The organism is Streptomyces sp. NBC_00102 (genome assembly GCF_026343115.1).
Taxonomy (GTDB): Bacteria; Actinomycetota; Actinomycetes; order Streptomycetales; family Streptomycetaceae; genus Streptomyces.
Window position 1 is genome coordinate 5411301 of record NZ_JAPEMC010000001.1, and the last position, 21441, is coordinate 5432741.

Consider the following 21441-nt stretch of genomic DNA (forward strand, 5'->3'; position numbering starts at 1 on the left):
GCCCCACCTCTCACGGCTGGTCCTCGGGCAGCGGTACGCCCGACACCGGCAGCAGCCGTGACGGGCCCCGCGTCAGCAGGGCGGGCGGCAGCAGCGAGAGCGGATCGACGTAGGAGTCGCCGCGCCGCGCACCCCAGTGGAGGCACCCCGCCGCGCAGTGCGAAGGGCCCGGCTCCGTCACCGCGACCGGCGAGCCCGCCCGGACTTCGTCCCCGACGCGTACCAGGGGGCGCACGGGCTCGTACGTGGTGCGCAGCGGCGGATCGCCGCCTGCGGCCAGTTCCACGGTGAGGACCCCGCGTCCGGCGACGCGGCCCGCGAAGGCGACGCGTCCGGCCGCGACCGCGCGGACCCGGGTGCCGGCGGGCGCGGCGAGGTCCACGCCCCGGTGGCCGGGCGCGTACGGGCCGGCCGGCGGCTCCCACCCCCGTACGACCACCGGCCTGCCCGCAAGCGGCCAGGTACGGGCGCCCCGGACGTCAGGACCGGCACCCGCGCCGGCCGGTACCCCGAAGGCCGGACCCGCGTCCGGTGCGGGCGCCGAGGCGCCGGCCGGAGCGGTGACGCAGAGGGCCAGGAGTACGAGCGCGAGCACCGGTGGCCGGAGCCGTGCCCCTACCCATGACGGGCAGGGGGCCGGGCGTGTCCGTACCGGTGGCGGGTATGTGGTCGTGCGGGTCCGTGCCCGTGACGGGTAGGTGGCCGGGCGTGTCCGTACCCGTGGCGGGTATGTGGTCGTGCGGGTTCCCTGCATGCCGGAACCCTGCCTCCGAAGGCCGTCGGCCGGGGCGGCCCGGGCCCCGCCTGTGGAGTACTCGCCGGTTGTGGACAACGCCGTCACCCGGCACTCGAAGGGTCCCGTACACTTCTTGTGGCGACCCGGGTGACCGGGTCGACTTCGCACGCCCCGCCACCTCCTCAGCGGACGGTGGCCGCGCCTCTCGGTCCTTCGTGGCACGGCGCGTGGGGCGTCAGGCGCGAGCGCAATCCTGCGGTCGCGGAACCGAGTACCTCAAGGAGATGGCCATGGCCGTCGTCACGATGCGGGAGCTGCTGGAGAGCGGCGTCCACTTCGGTCACCAGACCCGTCGCTGGAACCCGAAGATGAAGCGCTTCATCTTCACCGAGCGCAACGGCATCTACATCATCGACCTGCTCCAGTCGCTGTCGTACATCGACCGCGCCTACGAGTTCGTCAAGGAGACCGTCGCGCACGGCGGCTCCATCATGTTCGTGGGTACGAAGAAGCAGGCCCAGGAGGCCATCGCCGAGCAGGCGACGCGCGTCGGCATGCCGTACGTCAACCAGCGTTGGCTCGGTGGCATGCTCACCAACTTCTCCACCGTCTACAAGCGCCTTCAGCGTCTGAAGGAGCTCGAGCTCATCGACTTCGAGGACGTGGCCGCCTCCGGCCTCACCAAGAAGGAGCTCCTGGTTCTCTCCCGCGAGAAGGCCAAGCTGGAGAAGACCCTCGGTGGTATCCGCGAGATGCAGAAGGTGCCCAGCGCCGTCTGGATCGTCGACACCAAGAAGGAGCACATCGCCGTCGGTGAGGCGCGCAAGCTCCACATCCCGGTCGTCGCGATCCTCGACACCAACTGCGACCCCGACGAGGTCGACTACAAGATCCCGGGCAACGACGACGCGATCCGCTCCGTCACCCTGCTCACCCGCGTGATCGCCGACGCCGTCGCCGAGGGCCTCATCGCCCGTTCCGGTGCCGCCACCGGTGACTCGAAGCCGGGCGAGAAGGCCGCCGGCGAGCCCCTCGCCGAGTGGGAGCGCGACCTGCTCGAGGGCGACAAGAAGGACGACGCCGAGGTCCAGGCCTCCGCCGAGACCGAGAAGGCCGCGGACGCCGAGCCGGCCGAGGCTGCCGCCGAGACCGCCGAGGTCGAGGCTGCCGCCGAGACCGAGCAGGCCTGACACCTCCGTCACGGCTGACTGACGGCGGGGGCCGGTGCCATGCGCACCGCCCCCGCCGTCCACCCGTAGATCTTTCAGACTTCGAGAGAGAAACACAGACTCATGGCGAACTACACCGCCGCTGACGTCAAGAAGCTCCGCGAGCTCACCGGCGCCGGCATGATGGACTGCAAGAAGGCCCTCGACGAGGCCGACGGCAGCGTCGACAAGGCCGTCGAGGCCCTCCGTATCAAGGGTCAGAAGGGCGTCGCCAAGCGCGAAGGCCGTTCTGCCGAGAACGGCGCGGTCGTCTCCCTCATCTCCGACGACAAGACGTCCGGCGTCCTGCTCGAGCTGAAGTGCGAGACCGACTTCGTCGCCAAGAGCGAGAAGTTCCAGGCCGTCGCCAACACGCTCGCCGCGCACGTCGCCGCGACCTCCCCGGCCGACCTGGAGGCGCTGCTCGCCTCCGAGATCGAGGCCGGCAAGACCGTCCAGGCGTTCGTGGACGAGGCCAACGCCAACCTCGGCGAGAAGATCGTCCTGGACCGCTTCGCGCAGTTCACCGGCGGTTACGTGGCTGCGTACATGCACCGCACCATGCCCGACCTTCCGCCGCAGGTCGGCGTGCTCGTCGAGCTGGACAAGCCGAACGCCGAGGTTGCCAAGGACGTCGCGCAGCACATCGCCGCCTTCGCCCCGAAGTACCTCAGCCGCGACGAGGTCCCGGCCGAGACGGTCGAGAACGAGCGTCGTGTCGCCGAGGCCACCTCGCGCGAGGAGGGCAAGCCCGAGGCCGCCCTCCCGAAGATCGTCGAGGGTCGCGTCAACGGCTTCTTCAAGGATGTCGTCGTCGTCGAGCAGTCCTTCGCCAAGGACGCCAAGAAGTCGGTGCAGAAGGTTCTCGACGAGGCCGGTGTCTCCCTGAAGCGCTTCACGCGCATCAAGGTCGGCATCTGAGTCCCGTCCGCGAATGACGGTGGACCCGGGATAGGGTCTGATGCAGTCGTCGGCCGCACACCTGCCGAGCGACCGCAGATCTGACGAGGAGGCCATTGCCGCTGAGGGACACCAGACCCACCGGCAATGGCCTTCTTCGTATGTGCACGAGGAGAATTTCCATGGACAAGGGCGCGGACGCCAAACAGGTTGACCACAAGCGCGACGAGAAGGTGCGCGGACGCTTCATGCTGAAGCTGTCCGGCGAAGCGTTCGCGGGTGGCGGCGGACTCGGAGTCGATCCCGACGTCGTGCACGCCATCGCCCGCGAGATCGCCGCAGTGGTGCGCGACGGCGCGGAGATCGCCGTCGTCATCGGCGGCGGCAACTTCTTCCGCGGCGCCGAGCTCCAGCAGCGCGGCATGGACCGGGCCCGGTCCGACTACATGGGCATGCTCGGCACCGTGATGAACTGCCTGGCGCTCCAGGACTTCCTGGAGAAGGAGGGCATCGACTCGCGCGTACAGACCGCCATCACCATGGGCCAGGTCGCCGAGCCGTACATTCCCCTTCGTGCCGTGCGGCACCTGGAGAAGGGACGCGTCGTGATCTTCGGCGCCGGCATGGGCATGCCGTACTTCTCCACCGACACCACCGCCGCCCAGCGGGCCCTGGAGATCGACGCCGAGGCACTCCTGATGGGCAAGAACGGGGTCGACGGGGTCTACGACTCCGACCCGAAGAAGAACCCCGGCGCGGTGAAGTTCGACGCGCTGGAGTACAGCGAGGTGCTCGCCCGCGATCTGAAGATCGCCGACGCCACCGCGATCACGCTCTGCCGCGACAACCGGCTCCCGATCCTGGTCTTCGAACTGACCGCCGCCGGCAATATCGCCCGCGCCGTCAACGGTGAGAAGATCGGCACCCTCGTGAGTGACGAGAGCACCCGGGCCTGACGGCCCACGGATGGACAACGGCCTGCCGGTCGGACACCGTGCAGGTGAGGACGCGACGCAGGACCCGCAGGGCCCGGCGATGACGATGCCGGGCCCACTCAAGACACGCAGGAGCACGTGGTGATCGAAGAAATCCTCCTCGAGGCCGAGGAGAAGATGGAGAAGGCCGTTGTCGTGGCGAAAGAGGACTTCGCCGCGATCCGGACCGGCCGCGCGCACCCGGCGATGTTCAACAAGATCGTCGCCGACTACTACGGCGCGCTGACCCCGATCAACCAGCTGGCCTCGTTCTCGGTTCCCGAGCCGCGCATGGCCGTGGTGACGCCGTTCGACAAGACCGCGCTGCGCAACGTCGAGCAGGCCATCCGCGACTCCGACCTGGGCGTCAACCCCAGCAACGACGGCAATATCATCCGAGTGGTCTTCCCGGAGCTCACCCAGGACCGCCGCAAGGAGTACATCAAGGTCGCCAAGACCAAGGCCGAGGACTCCAAGATCTCGATCCGCTCCATCCGCCGCAAGGCGAAGGAGGCGCTCGACAAGCTCGTCAAGGACAAGGAGTCCGGCGAGGACGAGGTGCGCCGTGCGGAGAAGGAGCTCGACGACACCACCGCGAAGTACGTCGCGCAGGTGGACGAGCTGCTGAAGCACAAGGAAGCCGAGCTGCTCGAAGTCTGATGAACGACTCTTCCTGGGGCGCCCCGCAAGGAGCCGGCTACTGGGGCACGTCCGAGATCGCGGCCGCTCCGGCGGGTCCTGCCCACGATGCGCACGGCGCCCAGCAGACTCGGCCCATGCCCATCGTGCCGGACACTCCCGACGCAGGTAGAGACGACGCAGACGACCACGACCGACGGGACGGGGACGCCACGCACATCAGTGGCCCCCTGTTCCGCGACGAGGTGCCGCAGGCACCCGCGCACGCCCCGCCCCCCGCTCCGCAGAAGAAACGGGCGGGGCGTGACCTGCGGGCCGCCATAGGGGTCGGCGTGGGCCTCGGCGCCGTGGTCGTCGCCTCGCTGTTCGTCGTGAAGGCCGTCTTCGTCGGTGTCGTCGCCGTCGCCGTCGTCGTCGGCCTCTGGGAGCTCACCTCCCGGCTGGCCGAGCGGAAGTCGATCAAAGCTCCGCTCGTCCCGCTCGCGGTGGGCGGCGCGGCCATGGTCGTGGCCGGCTACGTGTGGGGCGCCGACGGCGCCTGGATCGCGATGGCCCTCACGTCACTGGCCGTACTCGTCTGGCGGATGACGGAGAAGCCGGAGGGATACCTCCGGGACGTCACCGCGGGTGTCTTCGCCGCCTTCTACGTGCCGTTCCTCGCGACCTTCGTCGCGATGATGCTGGCCGCGGACGACGGCCCCTGGCGGGTGCTCACGTTCCTGCTGCTGACGGTGATCAGCGACACCGGGGCGTACGCGGTCGGCTGGCGGTTCGGCAAGCACAAGCTGGCCCCGCGCATCAGCCCCGGAAAGACCCGCGAGGGACTGTTCGGGGCCATCGCCTTCGCGATGGTGGGCGGCGCGCTGTGCGTGCAGTTCCTCATCGACGACGGCTCCTGGTGGCAGGGGCTCCTGCTGGGGCTCGCGGTCGCCGCCAGCGCCACCCTCGGCGACCTCGGCGAATCGATGATCAAGCGGGATCTCGGCATCAAGGACATGGGCACGCTGCTGCCCGGTCACGGCGGGATCATGGACCGGCTGGACTCGCTCCTGCCGACCGCTCCGGTCGTCTGGCTGCTTCTGGTGCTGTTCGTCGGCAGCGGCTGAGGCGATACGTTCCGGCTGCGGCGCCCCGGCGTTCGCTCCTGCGGGCCGGGACGTTCCCGCACCCCGCGTTCCACCTGCGCTTTCGCGTGCGAAGGGCCCGCTGTCCACAGGACGGCGGGCCCTTCCCGTCGCGTCTGCGACACTGGAAGAACCATGCCTAAGCCCGGAGAACTGGCGGCGGTTCGGCATCGAATGGCCCTTGACCAGCATATTTAGCGCCGGTCAAGGGCCGTTCGCGTGCTACTGGGCCGTCTCTGGGCCGTCGGACCCCTCGGCGGCGGGCAGAAACAGCCCGTCGATGGCGTTCCGGGTCCGTTCCTGGCTCGATGGCATGAGGTGCGCGTACACCCTCAGCGTGAGAGCGGGGTCGGTGTGTCCCAGGTACTGGCTGACGGCCTTGATGCTCTCGCCGGCGTCCAGCAGCACGGAGGCGTAGAAGTGCCGCAGTGCGTGCATCCCGTGTTCGCGAGCGGAGACGTACTTCCCGTCCCGCGCGGCCGGGATGAGTCCCGCCAGCGCAAGGGCCGGCTTCCACTCCTGGATGTTGAAGTTGCTCCGCCAGACGACACCGTTGGCGCTGTTGGTAAACAGGAGGCGGGCAGTCACCTTCGGGCCGTCCGGCTTCCGCCACGGCAGGGTGATGTCGACCGGCTTGCAGGCGTCCATGTGCACCCGCAGGGCCTCGGCCACCGAGGAAGGCAGAGGCACGTCGCGCTCCTTGCCACACTTCGGCGGGGCGAACACGGCCTTGCCTCCGATGAGCTTCACTTGCCGCACGACCCGCAGGATGCCGCCCCCGGAGTCGAGTGCGTCCTCGGCGAGCCCCACGATCTCCCCCTGACGGAGCCCGCACCCCGCACCCGTGTCCACCATGGTCCGGTAGCGCTCGGGAAGCGACTGTCGGACTGCCTGAACCTGGGAGGGCAGCCACGGCGTGACGCGCCGACGTTCGACCGTCGGCGGACGTACGGACCTTGCGGAGCACGGGTTGCGAGGCAGGAGACCGTCGTCCACAGCCGCGCTCAACACGGCCCGAACGTCGCCGTAGATGTTGCGCGCGTACGCACCGCCCACACGCGGGTTCGCCTCAAGGGCGCTCACCAGGTCGCGCAGGTGTTCAGGCCGGAAGGAGTCGAGCGGACGCGACCCAAGCACGGGGAACGCGTGCAGACGGAGACGCTGCTCGGTGACGATCCGGCTCGAAAGATCCGCGCTGTGCGTGCTGAGCCACTTCTCGGCGTAACCCTTGAAGGTGACTCGGGCCGCGCGGGGGTCGATGTACTGGCCCCGGGTCATGTCGGAGGCGACAGAGGCGAGCCAGCTCTCGGCGAGCCGCTTCTGTCGGTCAGGGAAGGACTTGGACTTCTCTGTACCGTCGGGGCCGACGTACCGGGCGCGGTAGCGGAGCCCGGTTCCGTGGCGGTCGGTCTTGGTGCGGACAGTGCTGCCGTTGGCGGTGGTCTCGATCTTGAACCAGCGGTCTTGGATGTGGCCTGCCACGGGTGGGCCTTTCGGGGATGCACCGAGGGCGGGACCGTGTGGGCCCGCCCTCGGTGGTTGGTGGTTGATCAGGCGGCTTGACTGATGTCCAAGCGCTTCTGTTCGGCGATCCAGGCGTAGAGGTCGGCGGGGTCGTAGCGGGTGTGCTTGCCGATGCGGAATCCGGGCGGGCCGGTCCGCTTCTTGCGCCACTGATAGAGCGTCTCGACGGGGACGCCGAGGATTTCGGCAACGTCGTCGGTGGTGAGGTACCGGTCGGGGAGGCCGGCGCGCAGGGTCGTTTGCGGGTCGGCTTCCGGGGTGCGCTTCTGGGGCACCGGCGCTCCTTGGTCGGAGGTGGTCTGCTCTTTCCCTTGGGTCCAGAGGTCCGCTACATCCGCTACATCCGCTACACCGCAGGTCAGGGGTCTGTTTCTTGTAGCGGATGTGCGGGATGTAGCGGATAGCTCCCGCTACGGCGGGAGGGGTTGTGAGGTCAGGCGGGGGTGGGGTTGTAGCGGGAGCTATCCGCTACATCGAGCGTGTCCGCTACATTTCCGTGCCCGCTGACCTGCGGTGTAGCGGATGTAGCGGATGTAGCGGACTTGGCGGGGGGTACGGGGCAGTACCGGTTCCACGCGTCGGCGAGGTCGACGGCGTAGTAGCCCTTGGGGACACCACTGGGGGTGCGGATGCTGCGGGGCTTGATGGGGGCGTTGTCGGTGGTGACGTAGTCGCTGAGCATGCGGGAGAGCGTCCGCGAGGTGAGGGGGCGCCCGTCCAAGTCGGCCCAGGGGGCTTCGTCCATGGCGAGGAGCATTTCGAGGATGACGGCAGTCGGCATGCGGTCCGCGCCACGGAAGACGTGGTCACGCAGGTCGGTGAGGAGCTGAACGCCCCGGCTGGCCGCGTCACCTTCCTTCGCAGCGGCGACGAGTTCGACGCACGCGGCACGGGCCCGGTCCGGCCAGTCGCCGCCGGCCGCGTCGGCGATGGCGAGCAAGGGCTCCCATACGTCGGCGGGCCGGTCGCTGATGCCTTCGGGCATCGTGGGCCAGGCGCTGGATACGGTGTCGGTGACCTGTTCGGCCCACGTGGCGAGGCGGTCGCGCAGCGCGTGGCCCTGCTTCTCGTGGATGCGCTGCCGGTAGGGCTCGACCTTCTCGTTCGGGGCGCGCTTGCGCATCCGGATGATGATGGACCTGGTGAGGATGGTGTCGGGCAAGGAGCCGAGTCCGGCCATGGCGACCGCGCAGTAGCTGGAGAATGTGGTGGCCGTCTGGTTGGAGCCGTCGCCGACGCAGCGGATGGCGCCGCCGATGCGGCGGTAGCCGGAGTTGAGGAAGCCGCGCAGGGACTCGTTGTCTCCGGCTTTGGGGCCGAAGATCGTGTCCACTTCGTCGAAGAGGACGGTGGGTCGCCCGTTGTCGCCGTCGACCAGCCGGTAGAGGGCGTTGGCAGAGGCGGATTCGGTGCTCACGGCACGGGGCGTGAGGGTCTCGATGATTTCCAGCGCACGGGACTTCCCGCTGCCGGGCTCCGGGGAGAGGAACGCGATGCGGGGCGTCGTCTCGAAGCAGTCCACGAGGTGGGCGTGGGCGTCCCAGAGGGCGACCGCCACGTATGCGGCCTCGCGGGGGAAGAGGTTGAACCTGCGGTGGAACTGCTCGACCTTGTTGAGCAGTTCGGCGCCGTTGATGGGTGTCGTGGGCTGTGTGGTCATGCGGCGGTCCTCCTGTGTTGCTCGGTGGTGCGGTGGGGGCAGTGACCGGTCTGTACACGGGCGTTGAGGGCGATGACGGCGTTCCGGCCGCGTGCGCGTTCGTGGTGGCCGCACGTGCAGAGCCAGTCCGCGCTGGGGGTTTCCCGGCGGTCGAGTCCCCGGATGTGGAGTCCGGGGCGGATGCCGGAGATGACGCTCGGGTCAGGGCGAACAGCGACACGGACGCCTTCGGCGACGACCTTCGGCGCGCTACCGCTGGAGTCCCGCTCGGCGGGTTCGGCGGGGCGGGGGCGGGTGGTGGGCGCGGGGATGCTTTTCAGGTGGGGGGTGGGTCGGGTGGTCATGCCGCCTCCGGTCGTGGCCGGCAGGTGCGGATGGACCAGTTGAGAGCGCTGGTGATGGTGGCGCGGCACTCGGCTGTGGTGAGCCCGACTGCCTCGCCCTCTCCTTGAAAAGCCGTCTCGACCACGTCGCGGGGGAGGTCTCCCCAGGCCACGAACCGGCCCACGGCCCGTACGGACGCGAGCAGGGTGGTGTTGCGCCTTCCCTCGGGTGCGGTCCGGACGTTCTCCCGCTCGCGCTGGAGGACGCTCGCGGCGTACCGGCCGGACCGACCCGCAGGGGCCGCCGGGGGCGGGAGAGTGCCCGGCTTGGGGTGGGGCGGGGTGAGGAGCGCCATCAGGACCGGGGGCAGAGGCCGGATGAGCGCGGGCCCTTCCACCTCGTACCGGTGGCCGTTGACGATGCTGCCGGCGGCGACGACGTAGCCGCCCCACGCCCGGGTGTCGACCAGCGGGGCGACGGTCCCGGCGGTGTTGTGGAGGCGGGCGGCGGCGGGGGCGGAGAAGTGCAGGTGGGCGCCGCCGCTCGCGGTCCGGATCGTGCGGGTGCGGGGCACGGGCTGTCCGGCGCGCTCGAAGAGCGCCGCAAGGTTGGCCGCGCCGTCAGGCGCATCCGTACTGTCTTTCGGCTTGTCGAGGTCCACGACGACCAGCCCGGACGGGCCCGTCGCGAGGCCGATGTTGTAGTCGCCGGTCGCCCACGCGGCGCGGATGCGGGCGGGGTCGGTGGTGGCCCGGTCCTCCCACTTCAGGTGGCCGGTGGTGCAGGGCCCGGTGCGGGGGCACGCGCTCTCGCCGTGGAGCGCGGGCCGCTTGGTGCCGGGGCGGAGCGGGAAGACGTGCCAGCCGCGCTCGGCGGCGGACAGGGCGGCAGTCAGGAGGTCGCTCATGCCGCCACCGCCAGCAGCGTCTGGAGGACGGTGGCACCGATCCACTGGGCGTAGGCCGGGGGGATGCACTCGCGGATGCCGTCGCGGGTCATCCACGGCACCCGCATGTCGTCGCGGGCTTCCTGGACGCCGCTGAAGTTGCCGACGTAGTGGGCGAAGTGCCCGGCGGCCCGGGGGCGGCCCATCTTGGTGAGGGGCGCCAGGTGTGCGGGGTGTGGGGGCGGGGCGAAGGTGAAGCCGCCGCCGGTCTCGAAGAGGCGGTGGCGGTAGGTGCGCATCCCGAACGCGGCGGCGCACAGGGTCACCGGGTCCCGGAGCTGTTCGGCGGCCTCTTCGACGTTCTCGATGACCCACGGCCGGCCGGTCGCTTCGAGGGCGGCCCGGGTAGGGGCGATGAGGTCGGGGTGGTCGCGGTGCTGGATCTTCTGCGCGCGGCTGTAGCGCTGGCACGGGGGCGAGGCGTGGATGAAGTCGAACTCGCCTCCATGCTCCCGCACGTACTCGATCGCGTCGCCCTGGACGAACCGGTGCGGGTACAGCGGCTGCGGGTTGATATCGACGCCGGTCACGTCGAACCCGGCGGCGTCGTATCCGGCAGCGGCGCCGCCCTGGCAGCAGTAGAGGTCCAGCAGGCGCGGCCGGTGGGACGCTCGCCGGATGAGGGTCGGTTGGGTCATGCTGGGTGTCTCCAGTTCTCATGAGTGCTGGCAGACGAGGGCGGCCCCAGACTTTGGCGAGGCGGGGGCCGCCCTCGGCGTAGCTAGGCGTGGAGGATCGTGACGGCCATCGCCCCGGGGGCGCCCTCGGGGGCCGGGGTGGCGGTCCACTGGTAGTCGGGGTCGGGGTCCTCGGTGAAGACGGCCCACTCCTCGGTGATCCACGGGGTGAGGTCGGCGGCGGTGACGGTGAGGTCGTCGCCGAGGTGGAGGAAGACCGCGATGACGCGGCCGGCGGGGTGGTGGCCGAGGGCGAGCATCGCGCCCTCATCGCCGGTGAAGCTGACGTGGATGCCGTCGATCTCGGCAGCCATCGTGGGGTTCATCGGTTCTCCTCAGAACGGCGGTTCGGTGCCCCACGGGTCGCGGTCGGCGGCCCGGCGGCGGGGAGTACGGGGGAGACGGAGCAGGGTCCACCGGCGGGTCTCGTCCCAGCAGGTGCAGGGCTCCCACTCGGTGCCGACGTACTCGCCGGACTCGTCGCCGTAGTCGTGGGCGTGGCCACCGCCGCCCTGGCAGTCGGGGCAGTTCGGGTGGGGGGTGTCGGTCAGGACCAGCGCGCGGCGGTCCCATCCGGTGAGCTGGACGCGGAGTCGGGGCAAGGAGGGTCCTTCGTGGTCAGTGGTGGTTGATGGTGCCGTTGGCTTTGCCGAACAGGCCGGTGGCGGTGATGTTCTGGGTGATGTGGGTGGTGGACTCGCCGCCGGTGCTGCTCGTGGCGGCGGCGCGGGCGAGGCGGAGGAGTACGGGGATGCCGATGGCGGCTGCGGCGATGAGGGCGACGGCGGCCCAGAGGGCGTGGCTCATGGCGATCAGTCCCGGTGCGGCGTAGGAGAGGCCGATGCCGGCGGCGGAGATGCCGCCGCCGATGGTCGGGGTGAGGAGTGCGGTGGTCTTGGCCCAGGTCGGGATCGGCGCCGCCGTGGCGGTGGTCGACTGCGGCACCTGGCCGGTGGGGTGCTGGGTGTAGGCGAGGGTGCGGATGCCGCCGGGGAGGGTGACGAGCTGGACGCCCGGGGGGAGTTCGGCGGGGACCATCGGCCCGTACGCGGAGGTGTTCGGGTGGGGGAGGGTGGTGATCTCGTACGTGGGCTCGGAGTGCACAAAAAACTCCCATCGGCAGGGCGGGGCGGCCCCCGGGCGTGGTGGGTGCCGCCCCGCGTTGCTTGTCGTGTCGCTTGTCGTCTGGCTTGTCGTGCGCCTTGTCGCTTGTCTTGTCTTGTCGCTTGTCGCCTTGCAGGTCGCAAGCTGTTTCCGGGCCTCAGACGGCCGTCTGGAGGGGTCCCCGGACGGGGCGGGCGGGAGGCGACAAGGGGAGGCCGGTCAGGTGTGGGTGCGGTGGACGTAGCGGGTCTTGGTGCCCTCGCCGACGCGGACGGCTTCACCGCTCTCGGCCCACTCCTTGAGCCAGCCGACGATGGTCTGGCGGGTGGTGCCGAACCGGTCGGCGAGCGCGCGGGCGATGGCGGACGCCCCGGTTCCCTCGGCTCCGGCGGCGATCAGGAGCTGGAGGGCGGCGTGGCGGGCGTCGCTGTTCTCCGGCCGCAGCGCGGACAGGTTCAGCCCCGGTGCGGCCGGCCGGTCCGGGGTGTCCTCGGCGGGGTCGGCGGTGGTGCCGAACTGCCGGTCGATCTGGTCCATGAACGCGGCGACCGCGGCTTCCTCGTCGGCGGCCGGTGCGGGCTGGGCCTGGTCGCGGAGCGCGGACAGGTTCAGCCCGCTCCGCGCGCCGCTGTCTGCGGCGGTGCGGGGGGCGTCCGGGGATACCGGCGCCGGGGTGGTGGTGTCGCGCATCCACCGGGTGCGGTCGGGGTTCCACCGGTCGGTGTAGGCGGGGCCGGCGGCGCGTGCGGACTGCGCGTCGAGGGTGGGGTGGATGGGGGTGGTCGCGGTGACGATGTCGCTGATCTGGTTGGGCAGGATCCGCCACGACTTGAACAGCGCGGGCGAACTTTCGGGGGTGCCCATGAACCCGGCACCCTTGTACGGGGCCTGCTCGGGGCGCAGTCCGTGGGAGCCGGGGAACTGCTTGCCCAGGTCCATGCCTTCCTTCTCGCCGCCGGTCAGGGCGACGCGGACCTTCGCTTCCCGGCGGAGCAGGAGGTTTCCCAGGACGCTGCTGGTCGCGCCGAGCGCGGTGAGGATGGTGCGCACGCCCATCGCCCGTGCGATGCGGATGACTTCGAGGATTCCGGCGGCGAGCTTCTTGACCTGCGGGTCGGTGCTGGTCAGGATCTCCGCGCCTTCGTCCACGACCAGCATGATCTGGGGGATCTGCGCGCTGATCGGCAGGAGGTCGGTGTTCGCCTTCGCCATGAGGTCCTGGTAGGCGATTTTGCGGTGCTTGGCGATCCTGACCAGGGCGTTCAGCATGGTCAGGGCCTCGCCGTGGGAGGCGGCGAGCCAGTCGATGCCGGGGCGGACCCCGTCGACCGGGGCACCGGTGGCGGTGAACGCGGGCCGGACCCAGGGGAGTCCGGCGGAACCGGCGTTGAGGTCGATCACGAACGTCAGAACGTCCTCGGCGCGGGCGAGCCCGGCAAGGATCGTGTGAACCATGTTCGTCTTCCCCGACCCGGTCGGCCCGACGACCAGGGCGCACTGCTCGCGCAGGTATGCCTTGATCTCGTCGGCGTTGGTCCGCAGCCCCCAGGGAATGCCGGTGTGGATGGAGAGGCGGCTGTAGTCCGAGGGGTAGAAGACTTCCTGTTCCAGGACGTTCTTGGTGGTGACGTCGATCAGGACGCGGCCCTGGTCGATGCCGGGGCCGGCGGCGGCGGTGCAGCCGTGCGGGAGGCGGGCGTCGGCGGAGAGCTTGGCCTGCTCCTGCGCGATGCGGTGGTAGGTCGTGCCACCGGGCGGGAGTTCGGCGTCGATCGTGAAGCCCATGCCGCCCGGCCACATCTCGACCGCGAGGACCCGCAGCGTGATGCCGCAGACCCGCTGGATGCGGTCGACCCACTCGGCGGCGATGGTCCGCCGCTCGGCGGACAGCTCGGCGGCGACCTGCCGTCCGGCCGCTTCGAGGGCTTCCAGTTCGCGGGCTTCCTCGTGGAGGCCGGTGGAGCGGGCGGTGGTGGCGATCCCGACGCCGATCACGGCGAGGGACCCCAGCGCGGTCCAGCTCAGCGGGCCGCTCGCGGTGGCCCAGGTGGTCCAGCCTGCGCCGACGAGCCAGGACGCGGAGCGCAGGGCGATGGTGCGGGCGGCGAGGCGGGCCCGCAGTCCGGTGACGGTATGGCCGATAGCGCCGGCCGTACCGGCGGCGAGGGCCCAGGCGGGGGGCATGCCGGTCGCGGCGCCGGTGGCGGCGAGGGCGAACGCGCCGGTGGTGGCGGAGAGAGCGCCGGTCACGGGTCCGTGACCGGCCGCCCAGTCCCACACCGGCCCCGAAGTGGCGGTGTTGGTGGTCATGTCAGACGTTCCAGCCCTTCTCGGCCTCGGGCCCGTTGCGCGGGTCCTCGTGGCGGGCGATGTCGTGTTCGTGGACCTGGCGGAACAGGCCGCCGAGGTCGTCGGAGGTGTCGACCGCCCGCATCAGGGCGCCGTAGATCTCGTCGAACGCCCCGGCAATGTCCTTCTCCAGCGGAAACTCGGAGTCGGAGCGCTCCGCGAGGATGCGGAAGGTGTTGGCCACCGACGTGAGCGCGGCGGGCAGGTTCTCGACCATGGAGAGGATCTCCATGCTGTTCTCGGGCTCGTAGGTGGCGGCCGCGTTCTCCATCTCGGCGGCGGCCTCTTCGAAGCGGAATCCGGACATGCTGACAACCTCCACAGGGGTGTTGGGCTGTGCGGGGAGCAGGTGGAACGGGCGCTGGACGGTGTCGCCGATCTCCGGTTCGTCACCGGCCGCGGCGGTGTCGAGGGCTTCCTCCTCGGCGGTGAGCCGGGCGCGTATCGCCGTGTCCCGGGCGGCCTTGCGCTCCTCGGCGGTGCGCATCATGTGCCGGTACAGGCGGCGGCCCGGCTGCTGCAGCCAGGCCCAGCCGAGCTTCCGGCCGAGCGGGGTGGACAGCATCCCGACCACCCCGAGCGGGGCCGCGAGCAGGGCGGCGAGGAGCCGGCGCCCTTGCTTGCGGGCCGCCGACCTGCGCAGCGCGCTGCGGGCGGCCCGGCGGACCGCCGCCTTGCGGACCCGGTCCCGGCTCGCGGACAACCGCTTCTCGGCCCGCTCGTCCCGGGCGGTACGGCCCTTGCGGACCGCCGCGTCCCGCAGCGACCGGGCCTTGCCCGCGGCAGCCTTCCCGGCACGGGCGATCAGACCCGCCCGGGACGACCCCGCCTTACCCGGACCGCCGGACGGGGCCGCCGCACGGGCGGCCCGCCGGGCATCGGCCACCGACCGCCTGCCTTGAACAGCGTTCTGACGAGCCGCCGTTCGCGTCGGCGACTGTGTCCGTGCCGCCTCACGCAACGCCTTGACCTGCGCGAGGCGCCCACCGGAGCCGTCGGACGGCTTACGCGGACCGGCAGTGGACGACCGGGCGCCGGACCCTGCCGGACCGGCGCCCGAACGCTGGGCCGCCGAAGGCGCCTTGGCGCCGGCGGCGGTGCGGTGCGGGGACCCGGTGGAGCGGGTCCCCGCACCGCGGTTGGTGCCGCCCTGCGTCGGGAGGCCCCAGCCGGCACCAGCGGTACGGGCGGCGGTCTTCCGCAGGACGGTGTTGCTGGACTTGCGGGCCGTCCGCGCCTTGCTGCGGTGGCGGGCGGCGACCGCGGTGCCGACGAGCGCGGCCCCGGCGGCGGCCAGGACCGCGCCGACCGGTCCGCCCGCCACCGCTGACGCGGCGATCAGACCGACCGTGGAGTTCGCACCGGTCACCGCGAGCGGCACGACCGGCCACCCGCCCGCCGTGTGCCCCGCCGCCCCGGCGACCGGCTGAACCGGCGCGGGAGCGGTGGGCGTGGTGGGCGAAGGCGTTTCAGGAGGGGCAGCAGCCGCGACTGCTGGTGGTTCCGTGCTGACTTCCGTCATGCTGAACGCACTCCCTTGTGGAGGAAGCGGCGGCCCGGACCCGGCCTACCAAGCGAGAGTCCGGGCCACCGCGCAATGTGTTGTGTGAGGTCAGAGCGCGTCGCGCTCCAGAACGAAAACCACCGGCGCACCGGCGGGCAACTGACGGCCGGACAGGACGTAGGAGCGGATCTCCTCGTACACGGCGTGCCGGCTCGTGCCGGGGACGACGTTGACGACGCCCGTGCCGCTGAGGAACTCGCCACGCGGACCGGCGAGCGTCAGGAGCCAGAAGTACCGGACGAGTCCGGGGAGGGGCGGGGCACTCTCCATGCGGTCTCCCTGGTCGGTGACGGTGCGGGGACGGTCGAGCGGTCCGGCCGGTCAGCGTTCGACGACGGGCCGGTGCAGGTCGCGGTGCTGGACGGCGACGGTGTAGCCGTCGGCGGTGAGCCGGTCGGCGAGGGCCCGGGCGACGGTCGGGGCCCGATGGCGGCCACCCGCGCACCCGACCGCCACGACAACGTCACCCCTGGTCGGGCCAGCGGCGAAGGCGCCGACCGCGCGGGCCGCGGCGTCGACCAGGCCGGTGATGCCGGGCGTCGCGAGGACCGCGGCCCGCACGGGAGCGTCGTGCGCGGTCATGTTCTTCAGCTCCGGAGAGACATGCGGGTCCCGGAAGTGGTGGCGAAGGTCGAGCACGAGGTGCGCGCCCGGCGTGGGGTCGTGGAGGTAGCCGAACGACGTGATGATGACCATGGAGTCCGTTCAGGTCAGAGGGAGTCTGCGCAGGTCACGCACATGCCGAGCGACCGGGGGATGCAGTAGCCCCGGTCGGTCCGGCAGGCCGGGCAGGTGCGGCGGGCGAGCATCGCCGCGGCGAGCGCCGCCCGCCTGCCGGGGGTCATCGGCCGAACGGGCTTGGCCTGGTCGATGCGGTAGAGGTAGGCGACCAGCGGCCCCCGCCGCCGGCGCGGACGCTGAAGCTCGGCGACGGGGTCCTGTCCGCCGGGGCGGAGCCCAAGGGCGCGGAGCTGACGGCGGGTCGCCAGACCCTCGGGGGCGAGGTGCCACCGGTACGACGGGAACGGTGCGGTGGTCACCGCTCACCGCTGGCGGTCTGGAGTTCCTGGCGGCGGGCGGAGACCCACCCGAGGGACCAACCGGTCTCGTCCACGAGCGTTCGCAGGGTCACACCCGGGTTCTTGTTCACGGCCGCCGCGATGTGTTCACGGGCAGCCTGCTCGGACAGCTTGCCGCCCGTCTCCAAGGGGGCCGACGGCTTCTCCGTGTTCACGGCCGCACGGTCGTTGTTCACGGTGATCTCGTCCGTGTTCACGGCGACCGGACGCGTGTTCACGGCCGGGCGGGGCGTGTTCACGGGCTTTCCGTACTGTTCCAGGGCCGCAGCCGCCAAGCCCGCGAGATTATTGCTCTCCGTCTCCTTGGCGCGCTCGCGGTCCTGCGCTTCCCGGGTCTCGCGGGCTTGGCGTTCACGCCGCTCTTCCTCGCGGCGCTCGCGGGCTTCCCGCGTCTCCCGTTCGGCCTGCCGTTCGGCGGCTTCCCGTTCGGCCTGCTCACGGGCCATGCTCGCCGTGTGCTCACGTTCTTCCCGGGCCTGGCGTGCCTCGTGGTCGAGCCGCTCGCGCTCCAGGCGTTCGGCCCGTTCCTCGCGCTCCCGACGCTCCGCGCGTTCACGTTCGGCAGCTTGTTCACGGGCCTGCCTGGCTTCTTGTTCACGGGCGGCGGCCCGCTGTTCACGGGTCTCCGCCTTCTGTTCACGGGCTTCCTGCTCGGCGGCCCGTGAACGCTCGATCCTGTCGACGGCCCGTCCGATCGCCCGTCGCCAGGCGAGTCCGGCATCCGCGATCACGATCAGAATGAGCGGGATCACCGCGTGAACAGCGACCCCGACCCCGTCCTTGTTCAAGGCGGAATCGCCGACGTTCAGGCCGAGCGTCATCGCCCCGGACATCCACCGGAGCAACGTCGCCCACCCGCCGGCCTTCTCGCCCAGCCGAGCGACGGTGGCGTCGAGTTTCACGGACGTGATGACCGCCGCGTCCACGACGAGAGGCAGCAAGGGTGCCGTCCACTCCCACCCGCCCGGGGTGACCCGCGCGACCAGAGGCGTGACGGTGAGGACGGAGTAGGCGACGGCCCCTGCGGTGATGCCCCACGTGCCGGCGGACAGCGTCCGCTCGGCCGCAGCGATCTGCCGGGGCGACAAGGTGGCGAGCATGCTCATCGCTCCTCCTCACTGAACGACATCTGACCCTCGGGAACCTGGCCGCGGATGCTGCCGAGCGGCCGGATCGGGATCGACCAGACCTTGTGCGGGCCGAGCATCCGCGACGACCACTGGGCCCCGTCCTCGGCGACGTAGCCGAGAACGGCGAGCGCGGTGGCCCGTACGGTCTCGGTCGGGACGCCGAAGGGGGCGGGCGGGTCGACGGGGTGACGGGGGCCGAACCCGTGCGCGGGCCCGACCATCACGATGGTCACGACCCACCCGGTCAAGCCCTCGGCCGTCCACGCCTCAAAGCGCTGCGCCACGGCGGCCCCCGCTCCCGAACGTCGTGGGGTCGGTGGCGGCGGGCCGGACGGTGACGGTGGCGATGAGCAGGACCGCAGATGTCGGGTCGCCGTAGACCTCGCTGTCCTCGATCCACGTCCACTCACCGGCCACGTCGTAGCCGAGACCGGCCAGCGCCCGCGCCCGCTCGGCGGGGGTGGGGACCGGGGCGGTGGGACTCCAGTCGTGCCAGGGCCACTCCTCGCCGGTCAGCGGCACGTACAGGTGCCACCGGCCGCCGGAGTTCGACATCTGCGCGGGCAGCATCGGCGCGGTCACGCCGCACCGCCCGCCTGGTCCAGACCGGCCCGGTTGGTGAGGCTGCGGCGCTCGGCGAGGACGCGCCGGCGGGCCCGGCGGATACGCCGGTCGTCCAGCTCGGTCGGCGTGCGGTCGATGGTCATGATCTCCGCGTCGAGCAAGTCGACCTCGGCGAGGATGAGGGGCATCTCGGCGTCGATCGCGTCCAGCTCGGCGGCGGTCGGCTCGAAGCGGAGCGAAGCCGCCGTAACGGTCGCCTGAAGTGCAGCGATGGTGCGCATGAGTCGTTTTCTCCCTAGCAGGTGGACGGCTCGACTGCGGCCCCGGTGCTCGAACACCGGGGCCGCGCCGTTGGTGGGTGAAGCAGGAAGTGCGCTCCGGCTCCCCTCAGCCCCGCCCGTACGACCCATGGGCCGGACGGACGGGGGAGGCAACCGGCAGGGCTTCGCCGCTCAGCCGTTGCGCGGCTGAGCGATCCCGAGCCTGAAATCGGTGCGTCATCGTCACTGCTCTGACGCCAGCAGGGCGGTGCGCGCGAGGTGGCAGCAGGGGCGTTGACCTCCAGTTATGGAGGGATGATCGCCACGCTGTTCTCCAGAGCCAGCACGCGGAAAGGGCCGCCGACGACATCACCTGGTCGTCCGCAGGGACGGGGCGTTCCACCCCGTCGAATCAATCGCACTCTGTTCAGTTCAAAAGGAACCGCCGCTTCCTTCGGGCTCACTCCCTCGCGGGACCCTCCGGGCGGTGGGGCGCACCGGACCCGGGCAGTAGCCCCATCTGGTGCGCACCAACAGCATGGCATCTGGTGCGCACCAGATGCAACCCCTGCTGTCGGCCAGGTGTTGGTGCGTGTCTCCAGAGAACGGCCAAACGAGGTGCCGCCGGTAGCCAACTGGGGTTAACCTCAAGGGTGTTAACCAGTTCCGACCTGCGGTTTTCGGAGGCGGCGTGATCAGTGGGCTGAAGAACGCGAGGACCGGGCGCGGATGGTCGCAAGACCGATTGGTCTACGAGATCCGACGCTTCGCGGAACAGCGGCTGCTGGATGTCGCGTCGGCCGCGAGCCTCAAGACATACGTCTCGGAGTGGGAGAACGGGCGGCGGTCCATCACGGACCGATACGCCTCAGTCCTCCGGCCGCTCCTCGGGGTCACTGACCAAGAGCTGCGCGGCGTACCCGATGTGGAGGAGTTGCAGGCAGACGGCTACGCGGACCTGTTGAGCCGGATCGACGCAGCGGGCAGCCTCAGTGAGTCCCTGGTTCCGTCGTTCCTGGCGCAGACGGAACTACTTCGCACGATGGACCGCCAGATGGGCGCGGCGGGCCTGGTGGACCAGATGGCAGGCCACTTGGCGGCCATGGAAGAGGCGCTCACGTTCGCGGTGCTGCCTGGGGCGCGGCGACCCATTGCGGCAGCGCTGGCGGGGGCGTCCACTCTCGCTGCATGGCAGGCGCTTGACGCAGGAGCGGTGGATAGGGCGTGGCGACGGTACGAGGTGGCCAAGAAAGCGGCGCAAGACGCTGACTCTCCGCTCTACCTCGCCCACGCTATGGGCGAGCAGGCGTACGTCCTCGCGGAGGCGGGGCGCCCTCAACTCGCGGTCGAGCTGGCGAGAGAGGCGCAACGCGCCCACCCTGAGCGTCAGTCCCTCCGGCTGCGCGCGTGGCTGGCAGCCACAGAGGCCGAGTTGTGCGCGGCGGCCGGGCGGGAGTCGGAGGCGCGAGCCGCCCTTGATCGGGCAACCTCTCTACTGCCCGACGACGGGGAGCTGAGAGACGCGGACATGTTGTCCATCTTCCTCAACACGGACCATCTCGCGAGGTGGCGCGGAAACGTCCTTGTGAAGCTGGGGGACACGTCGGCGGTGGAAGAGCTGTACGCCTCGCTGAACGGCGCGGACACGTCATTTGTGCGCGCGAACGCTGGGCTGCACTGCGACCTCGCCCAGGCGCACCTGACCCGAGGAGAGCTGGAAGAAGCGAGGTCTCATCTACAGCAGGCGAGGCTGCTGGCGAACCGCACGGGTTCCGTGCGGTATCGCCGGCGCGTGGAACTTCTTACCGGGCGGTTCTAGGGCGGGACGCCAGGATGTGAAGCAGAGCTACGAGCGTGCCCGACCCCATGAGCTTGCCCTCGGACATCAGGCGGGGGATGTCATCCAGGGGCACCCAAGAGACCTCCCCCGCCTCTTCCCCGTCGGTAGGCTCCCCCACCTTCTCGGCTCCACGGGCAACATAGATCTCGTGAGGCGAGTCCACCATGCCGATCATCGGCTGGTAACTCACGACGTGCTCAACCGGCCCGGGACGCCAGCCCGTTTCTTCCTCCGTCTCGCGCACCGCCGCGGCAGCCGCGTCCTCGCCCGGGTCCACGATTCCTCCGGGGAGTTCCCAACCCCACTGGTGCGGCACGAAGCGGTACCGCCAGAGCATGAGCACGCGGTCCTGCTCATCAATTACGGCTGTGATGGCCACGCGAAAGAGCCGCACGACGTGATGCTCGAAACGCTCCACACCTGGAGGCTCCACATCGACAAGGTCGAGGGTGACCCAGCGATTCTCATAGACGGGGCGTGAACCGTGGATCGCCCACGATTCACCCTCGGGTGGCGTGGGTGCGTTCCCGGCGCCGAGGACCCGGTACGAACTGCGGTCGTGGGCCCTGATGAAGTGCTCGCTCACGAGCCTGGCAAGCACCTGGCGCAGTGCGGTGCGGCCGATCTCAAGCTCGGCGCTCAGCGTGCGCTCGGACGGCAACTTGTCGCCGGGATTGAACCGGCCCGACTCGATCCAGGCTCGAATCGTCTCGTAGACCCTCTGTGTTTTGGGTCCCATCCTCGGCGCACACTCCCGGGTCGTCGGTTGCGAGTGGCCAGGGTATCGGGGGAGAAGAACGGGTGACTCGACCATTGGGACCTCTCTTGAGGAGATTGGC

The 21441-nt window shown here is 70.7% G+C and carries 26 protein-coding genes; 6 read left to right on the forward strand and 20 right to left on the reverse strand.

Going from position 1 to position 21441, the window contains the following annotated elements:
* Positions 1-10: 10 nt before the first annotated feature.
* Entirely contained in the window at positions 11-595 is a 585-nt protein-coding gene (locus OHA55_RS24165) for a M23 family metallopeptidase (protein WP_323180446.1), read from the reverse strand.
* Between the two features lie 431 nt (positions 596-1026).
* Between OHA55_RS24165 and rpsB the strand changes: the two genes are divergently transcribed.
* The 5 genes from rpsB to OHA55_RS24190 all read left to right on the forward strand — a co-directional run bounded on the left by rpsB (position 1027) and on the right by OHA55_RS24190 (position 5563).
* Positions 1027-1926: a 30S ribosomal protein S2 gene (gene rpsB, locus OHA55_RS24170; RefSeq protein ID WP_266709663.1), complete on the forward strand. Its 900-nt coding sequence runs from the start codon at positions 1027-1029 to the stop codon at positions 1924-1926.
* 102 nt (positions 1927-2028) lie between these two features.
* Positions 2029-2865 (forward strand): translation elongation factor Ts, encoded by an 837-nt coding sequence (tsf, locus tag OHA55_RS24175; protein ID WP_266709665.1) that lies wholly within the window; start codon positions 2029-2031, stop codon positions 2863-2865.
* A gap of 161 nt (positions 2866-3026) precedes the next feature.
* The gene (pyrH, locus tag OHA55_RS24180; RefSeq protein WP_266709667.1) at positions 3027-3800 is read left to right on the forward strand and encodes a UMP kinase; all 774 of its coding nucleotides are present in this window, start codon (positions 3027-3029) and stop codon (positions 3798-3800) included.
* A gap of 120 nt (positions 3801-3920) precedes the next feature.
* Positions 3921-4478 carry a ribosome recycling factor gene (gene frr / locus OHA55_RS24185; protein ID WP_266709669.1) on the forward strand — a complete coding sequence of 186 codons (558 nt, stop codon included), beginning with the start codon at positions 3921-3923 and terminating at the stop codon, positions 4476-4478.
* Entirely contained in the window at positions 4478-5563 is a 1086-nt protein-coding gene (locus tag OHA55_RS24190; RefSeq protein WP_266709671.1) for a phosphatidate cytidylyltransferase, read from the forward strand. The genes frr and OHA55_RS24190 overlap by 1 nt, the downstream gene beginning before the upstream one ends.
* 240 nt (positions 5564-5803) lie before the next feature.
* Here OHA55_RS24190 and OHA55_RS24195 read toward each other — a convergent pair whose 3' ends face one another.
* The 18 genes from OHA55_RS24195 to OHA55_RS24280 all read right to left on the reverse strand — a co-directional run bounded on the left by OHA55_RS24195 (position 5804) and on the right by OHA55_RS24280 (position 18783).
* Positions 5804-7063 (reverse strand): site-specific integrase, encoded by a 1260-nt coding sequence (locus tag OHA55_RS24195; RefSeq protein ID WP_266709673.1) that lies wholly within the window; start codon positions 7061-7063, stop codon positions 5804-5806.
* A 68-nt stretch (positions 7064-7131) separates the two neighbouring features.
* Complete coding sequence (locus OHA55_RS24200) at positions 7132-7380, reverse strand: AlpA family transcriptional regulator (protein WP_266709675.1); 249 nt, start codon at positions 7378-7380, stop codon at positions 7132-7134.
* 158 nt (positions 7381-7538) lie between these two features.
* Positions 7539-8765 carry a DUF3631 domain-containing protein gene (locus tag OHA55_RS24205; RefSeq protein ID WP_266709677.1) on the reverse strand — a complete coding sequence of 409 codons (1227 nt, stop codon included), beginning with the start codon at positions 8763-8765 and terminating at the stop codon, positions 7539-7541.
* Positions 8762-9109: a hypothetical protein gene (locus OHA55_RS24210; protein WP_266709679.1), complete on the reverse strand. Its 348-nt coding sequence runs from the start codon at positions 9107-9109 to the stop codon at positions 8762-8764. Before OHA55_RS24210 ends, OHA55_RS24205 begins: the two co-directional genes overlap by 4 nt.
* Complete coding sequence (locus OHA55_RS24215; protein ID WP_266709681.1) at positions 9106-9996, reverse strand: bifunctional DNA primase/polymerase; 891 nt, start codon at positions 9994-9996, stop codon at positions 9106-9108. Before OHA55_RS24215 ends, OHA55_RS24210 begins: the two co-directional genes overlap by 4 nt.
* Complete coding sequence (locus tag OHA55_RS24220) at positions 9993-10673, reverse strand: SAM-dependent methyltransferase (RefSeq protein ID WP_266709683.1); 681 nt, start codon at positions 10671-10673, stop codon at positions 9993-9995. Before OHA55_RS24220 ends, OHA55_RS24215 begins: the two co-directional genes overlap by 4 nt.
* 83 nt (positions 10674-10756) lie before the next feature.
* Positions 10757-11038 (reverse strand): hypothetical protein, encoded by a 282-nt coding sequence (locus OHA55_RS24225; protein WP_266709685.1) that lies wholly within the window; start codon positions 11036-11038, stop codon positions 10757-10759.
* A 9-nt stretch (positions 11039-11047) separates the two neighbouring features.
* A complete protein-coding gene (locus OHA55_RS24230) occupies positions 11048-11314 on the reverse strand; it encodes a hypothetical protein (protein ID WP_266709687.1) in 267 nt (88 codons plus the stop codon).
* A gap of 16 nt (positions 11315-11330) precedes the next feature.
* Positions 11331-11816, reverse strand: a complete 486-nt coding sequence (locus OHA55_RS24235; protein WP_266709689.1) for a hypothetical protein — start codon at positions 11814-11816, stop codon at positions 11331-11333.
* Positions 11817-12035: 219 nt separating this feature from the next.
* Positions 12036-14126: a hypothetical protein gene (locus OHA55_RS24240; RefSeq protein ID WP_266709691.1), complete on the reverse strand. Its 2091-nt coding sequence runs from the start codon at positions 14124-14126 to the stop codon at positions 12036-12038.
* Position 14127: 1 nt separating this feature from the next.
* A complete protein-coding gene (locus tag OHA55_RS24245; protein ID WP_266709693.1) occupies positions 14128-15687 on the reverse strand; it encodes a hypothetical protein in 1560 nt (519 codons plus the stop codon).
* A 90-nt stretch (positions 15688-15777) separates the two neighbouring features.
* Entirely contained in the window at positions 15778-15999 is a 222-nt protein-coding gene (locus OHA55_RS24250) for a hypothetical protein (RefSeq protein WP_266709695.1), read from the reverse strand.
* A gap of 51 nt (positions 16000-16050) precedes the next feature.
* Positions 16051-16425, reverse strand: coding sequence for an RNase adapter RapZ (locus OHA55_RS24255; RefSeq protein WP_266709697.1), 375 nt, complete (start codon positions 16423-16425; stop codon positions 16051-16053).
* Between the two features lie 14 nt (positions 16426-16439).
* Positions 16440-16769: an RRQRL motif-containing zinc-binding protein gene (locus OHA55_RS24260; protein ID WP_266709699.1), complete on the reverse strand. Its 330-nt coding sequence runs from the start codon at positions 16767-16769 to the stop codon at positions 16440-16442.
* On the reverse strand, positions 16766-17914 hold the full coding sequence (locus OHA55_RS24265; protein WP_323180447.1) for a DUF2637 domain-containing protein: 1149 nt from the start codon (positions 17912-17914) through the stop codon (positions 16766-16768). Before OHA55_RS24265 ends, OHA55_RS24260 begins: the two co-directional genes overlap by 4 nt.
* A complete protein-coding gene (locus OHA55_RS24270; protein ID WP_266709701.1) occupies positions 17911-18222 on the reverse strand; it encodes a DUF6303 family protein in 312 nt (103 codons plus the stop codon). Before OHA55_RS24270 ends, OHA55_RS24265 begins: the two co-directional genes overlap by 4 nt.
* Positions 18206-18520, reverse strand: coding sequence for a DUF6303 family protein (locus OHA55_RS24275; protein ID WP_323180449.1), 315 nt, complete (start codon positions 18518-18520; stop codon positions 18206-18208). Before OHA55_RS24275 ends, OHA55_RS24270 begins: the two co-directional genes overlap by 17 nt.
* Positions 18517-18783, reverse strand: a complete 267-nt coding sequence (locus tag OHA55_RS24280; protein WP_266709703.1) for a DUF6284 family protein — start codon at positions 18781-18783, stop codon at positions 18517-18519. Before OHA55_RS24280 ends, OHA55_RS24275 begins: the two co-directional genes overlap by 4 nt.
* A gap of 670 nt (positions 18784-19453) precedes the next feature.
* On the opposite strand from OHA55_RS24280, the gene OHA55_RS24285 reads away from it, so the two are divergent.
* Positions 19454-20581, forward strand: coding sequence for an XRE family transcriptional regulator (locus tag OHA55_RS24285; protein WP_266709705.1), 1128 nt, complete (start codon positions 19454-19456; stop codon positions 20579-20581).
* Here OHA55_RS24285 and OHA55_RS24290 read toward each other — a convergent pair.
* The gene (locus tag OHA55_RS24290; RefSeq protein WP_266709707.1) at positions 20565-21341 is read right to left on the reverse strand and encodes an NUDIX domain-containing protein; all 777 of its coding nucleotides are present in this window, start codon (positions 21339-21341) and stop codon (positions 20565-20567) included. The two genes, OHA55_RS24285 and OHA55_RS24290, sit on opposite strands and share 17 nt — an antisense overlap.
* Between the last annotated feature and the right edge of the window lie 100 nt (positions 21342-21441).

Excerpts from the sequence above, each read along its gene's own strand:
- rpsB (WP_266709663.1), top strand. The coding sequence starts at position 1,027 with ATGGCCGTCGTCACGATGCGGGAGCTGCTGGAGAGCGGCGTCCACTTC.
- tsf (WP_266709665.1), top strand. The coding sequence starts at position 2,029 with ATGGCGAACTACACCGCCGCTGACGTCAAGAAGCTCCGCGAGCTCACC.
- pyrH (WP_266709667.1), top strand. The coding sequence starts at position 3,027 with ATGGACAAGGGCGCGGACGCCAAACAGGTTGACCACAAGCGCGACGAG.
- OHA55_RS24190 (WP_266709671.1), top strand. The coding sequence starts at position 4,478 with ATGAACGACTCTTCCTGGGGCGCCCCGCAAGGAGCCGGCTACTGGGGC.
- OHA55_RS24205 (WP_266709677.1), bottom strand. The coding sequence starts at position 8,765 with ATGACCACACAGCCCACGACACCCATCAACGGCGCCGAACTGCTCAAC.
- OHA55_RS24210 (WP_266709679.1), bottom strand. The coding sequence starts at position 9,109 with ATGACCACCCGACCCACCCCCCACCTGAAAAGCATCCCCGCGCCCACC.
- OHA55_RS24215 (WP_266709681.1), bottom strand. The coding sequence starts at position 9,996 with ATGAGCGACCTCCTGACTGCCGCCCTGTCCGCCGCCGAGCGCGGCTGG.
- OHA55_RS24220 (WP_266709683.1), bottom strand. The coding sequence starts at position 10,673 with ATGACCCAACCGACCCTCATCCGGCGAGCGTCCCACCGGCCGCGCCTG.
- OHA55_RS24225 (WP_266709685.1), bottom strand. The coding sequence starts at position 11,038 with ATGAACCCCACGATGGCTGCCGAGATCGACGGCATCCACGTCAGCTTC.
- OHA55_RS24240 (WP_266709691.1), bottom strand. The coding sequence starts at position 14,126 with ATGACCACCAACACCGCCACTTCGGGGCCGGTGTGGGACTGGGCGGCC.
- OHA55_RS24245 (WP_266709693.1), bottom strand. The coding sequence starts at position 15,687 with ATGACGGAAGTCAGCACGGAACCACCAGCAGTCGCGGCTGCTGCCCCT.
- OHA55_RS24250 (WP_266709695.1), bottom strand. The coding sequence starts at position 15,999 with ATGGAGAGTGCCCCGCCCCTCCCCGGACTCGTCCGGTACTTCTGGCTC.
- OHA55_RS24255 (WP_266709697.1), bottom strand. The coding sequence starts at position 16,425 with ATGGTCATCATCACGTCGTTCGGCTACCTCCACGACCCCACGCCGGGC.
- OHA55_RS24265 (WP_323180447.1), bottom strand. The coding sequence starts at position 17,914 with ATGAGCATGCTCGCCACCTTGTCGCCCCGGCAGATCGCTGCGGCCGAG.
- OHA55_RS24280 (WP_266709703.1), bottom strand. The coding sequence starts at position 18,783 with ATGCGCACCATCGCTGCACTTCAGGCGACCGTTACGGCGGCTTCGCTC.
- OHA55_RS24290 (WP_266709707.1), bottom strand. The coding sequence starts at position 21,341 with ATGGGACCCAAAACACAGAGGGTCTACGAGACGATTCGAGCCTGGATC.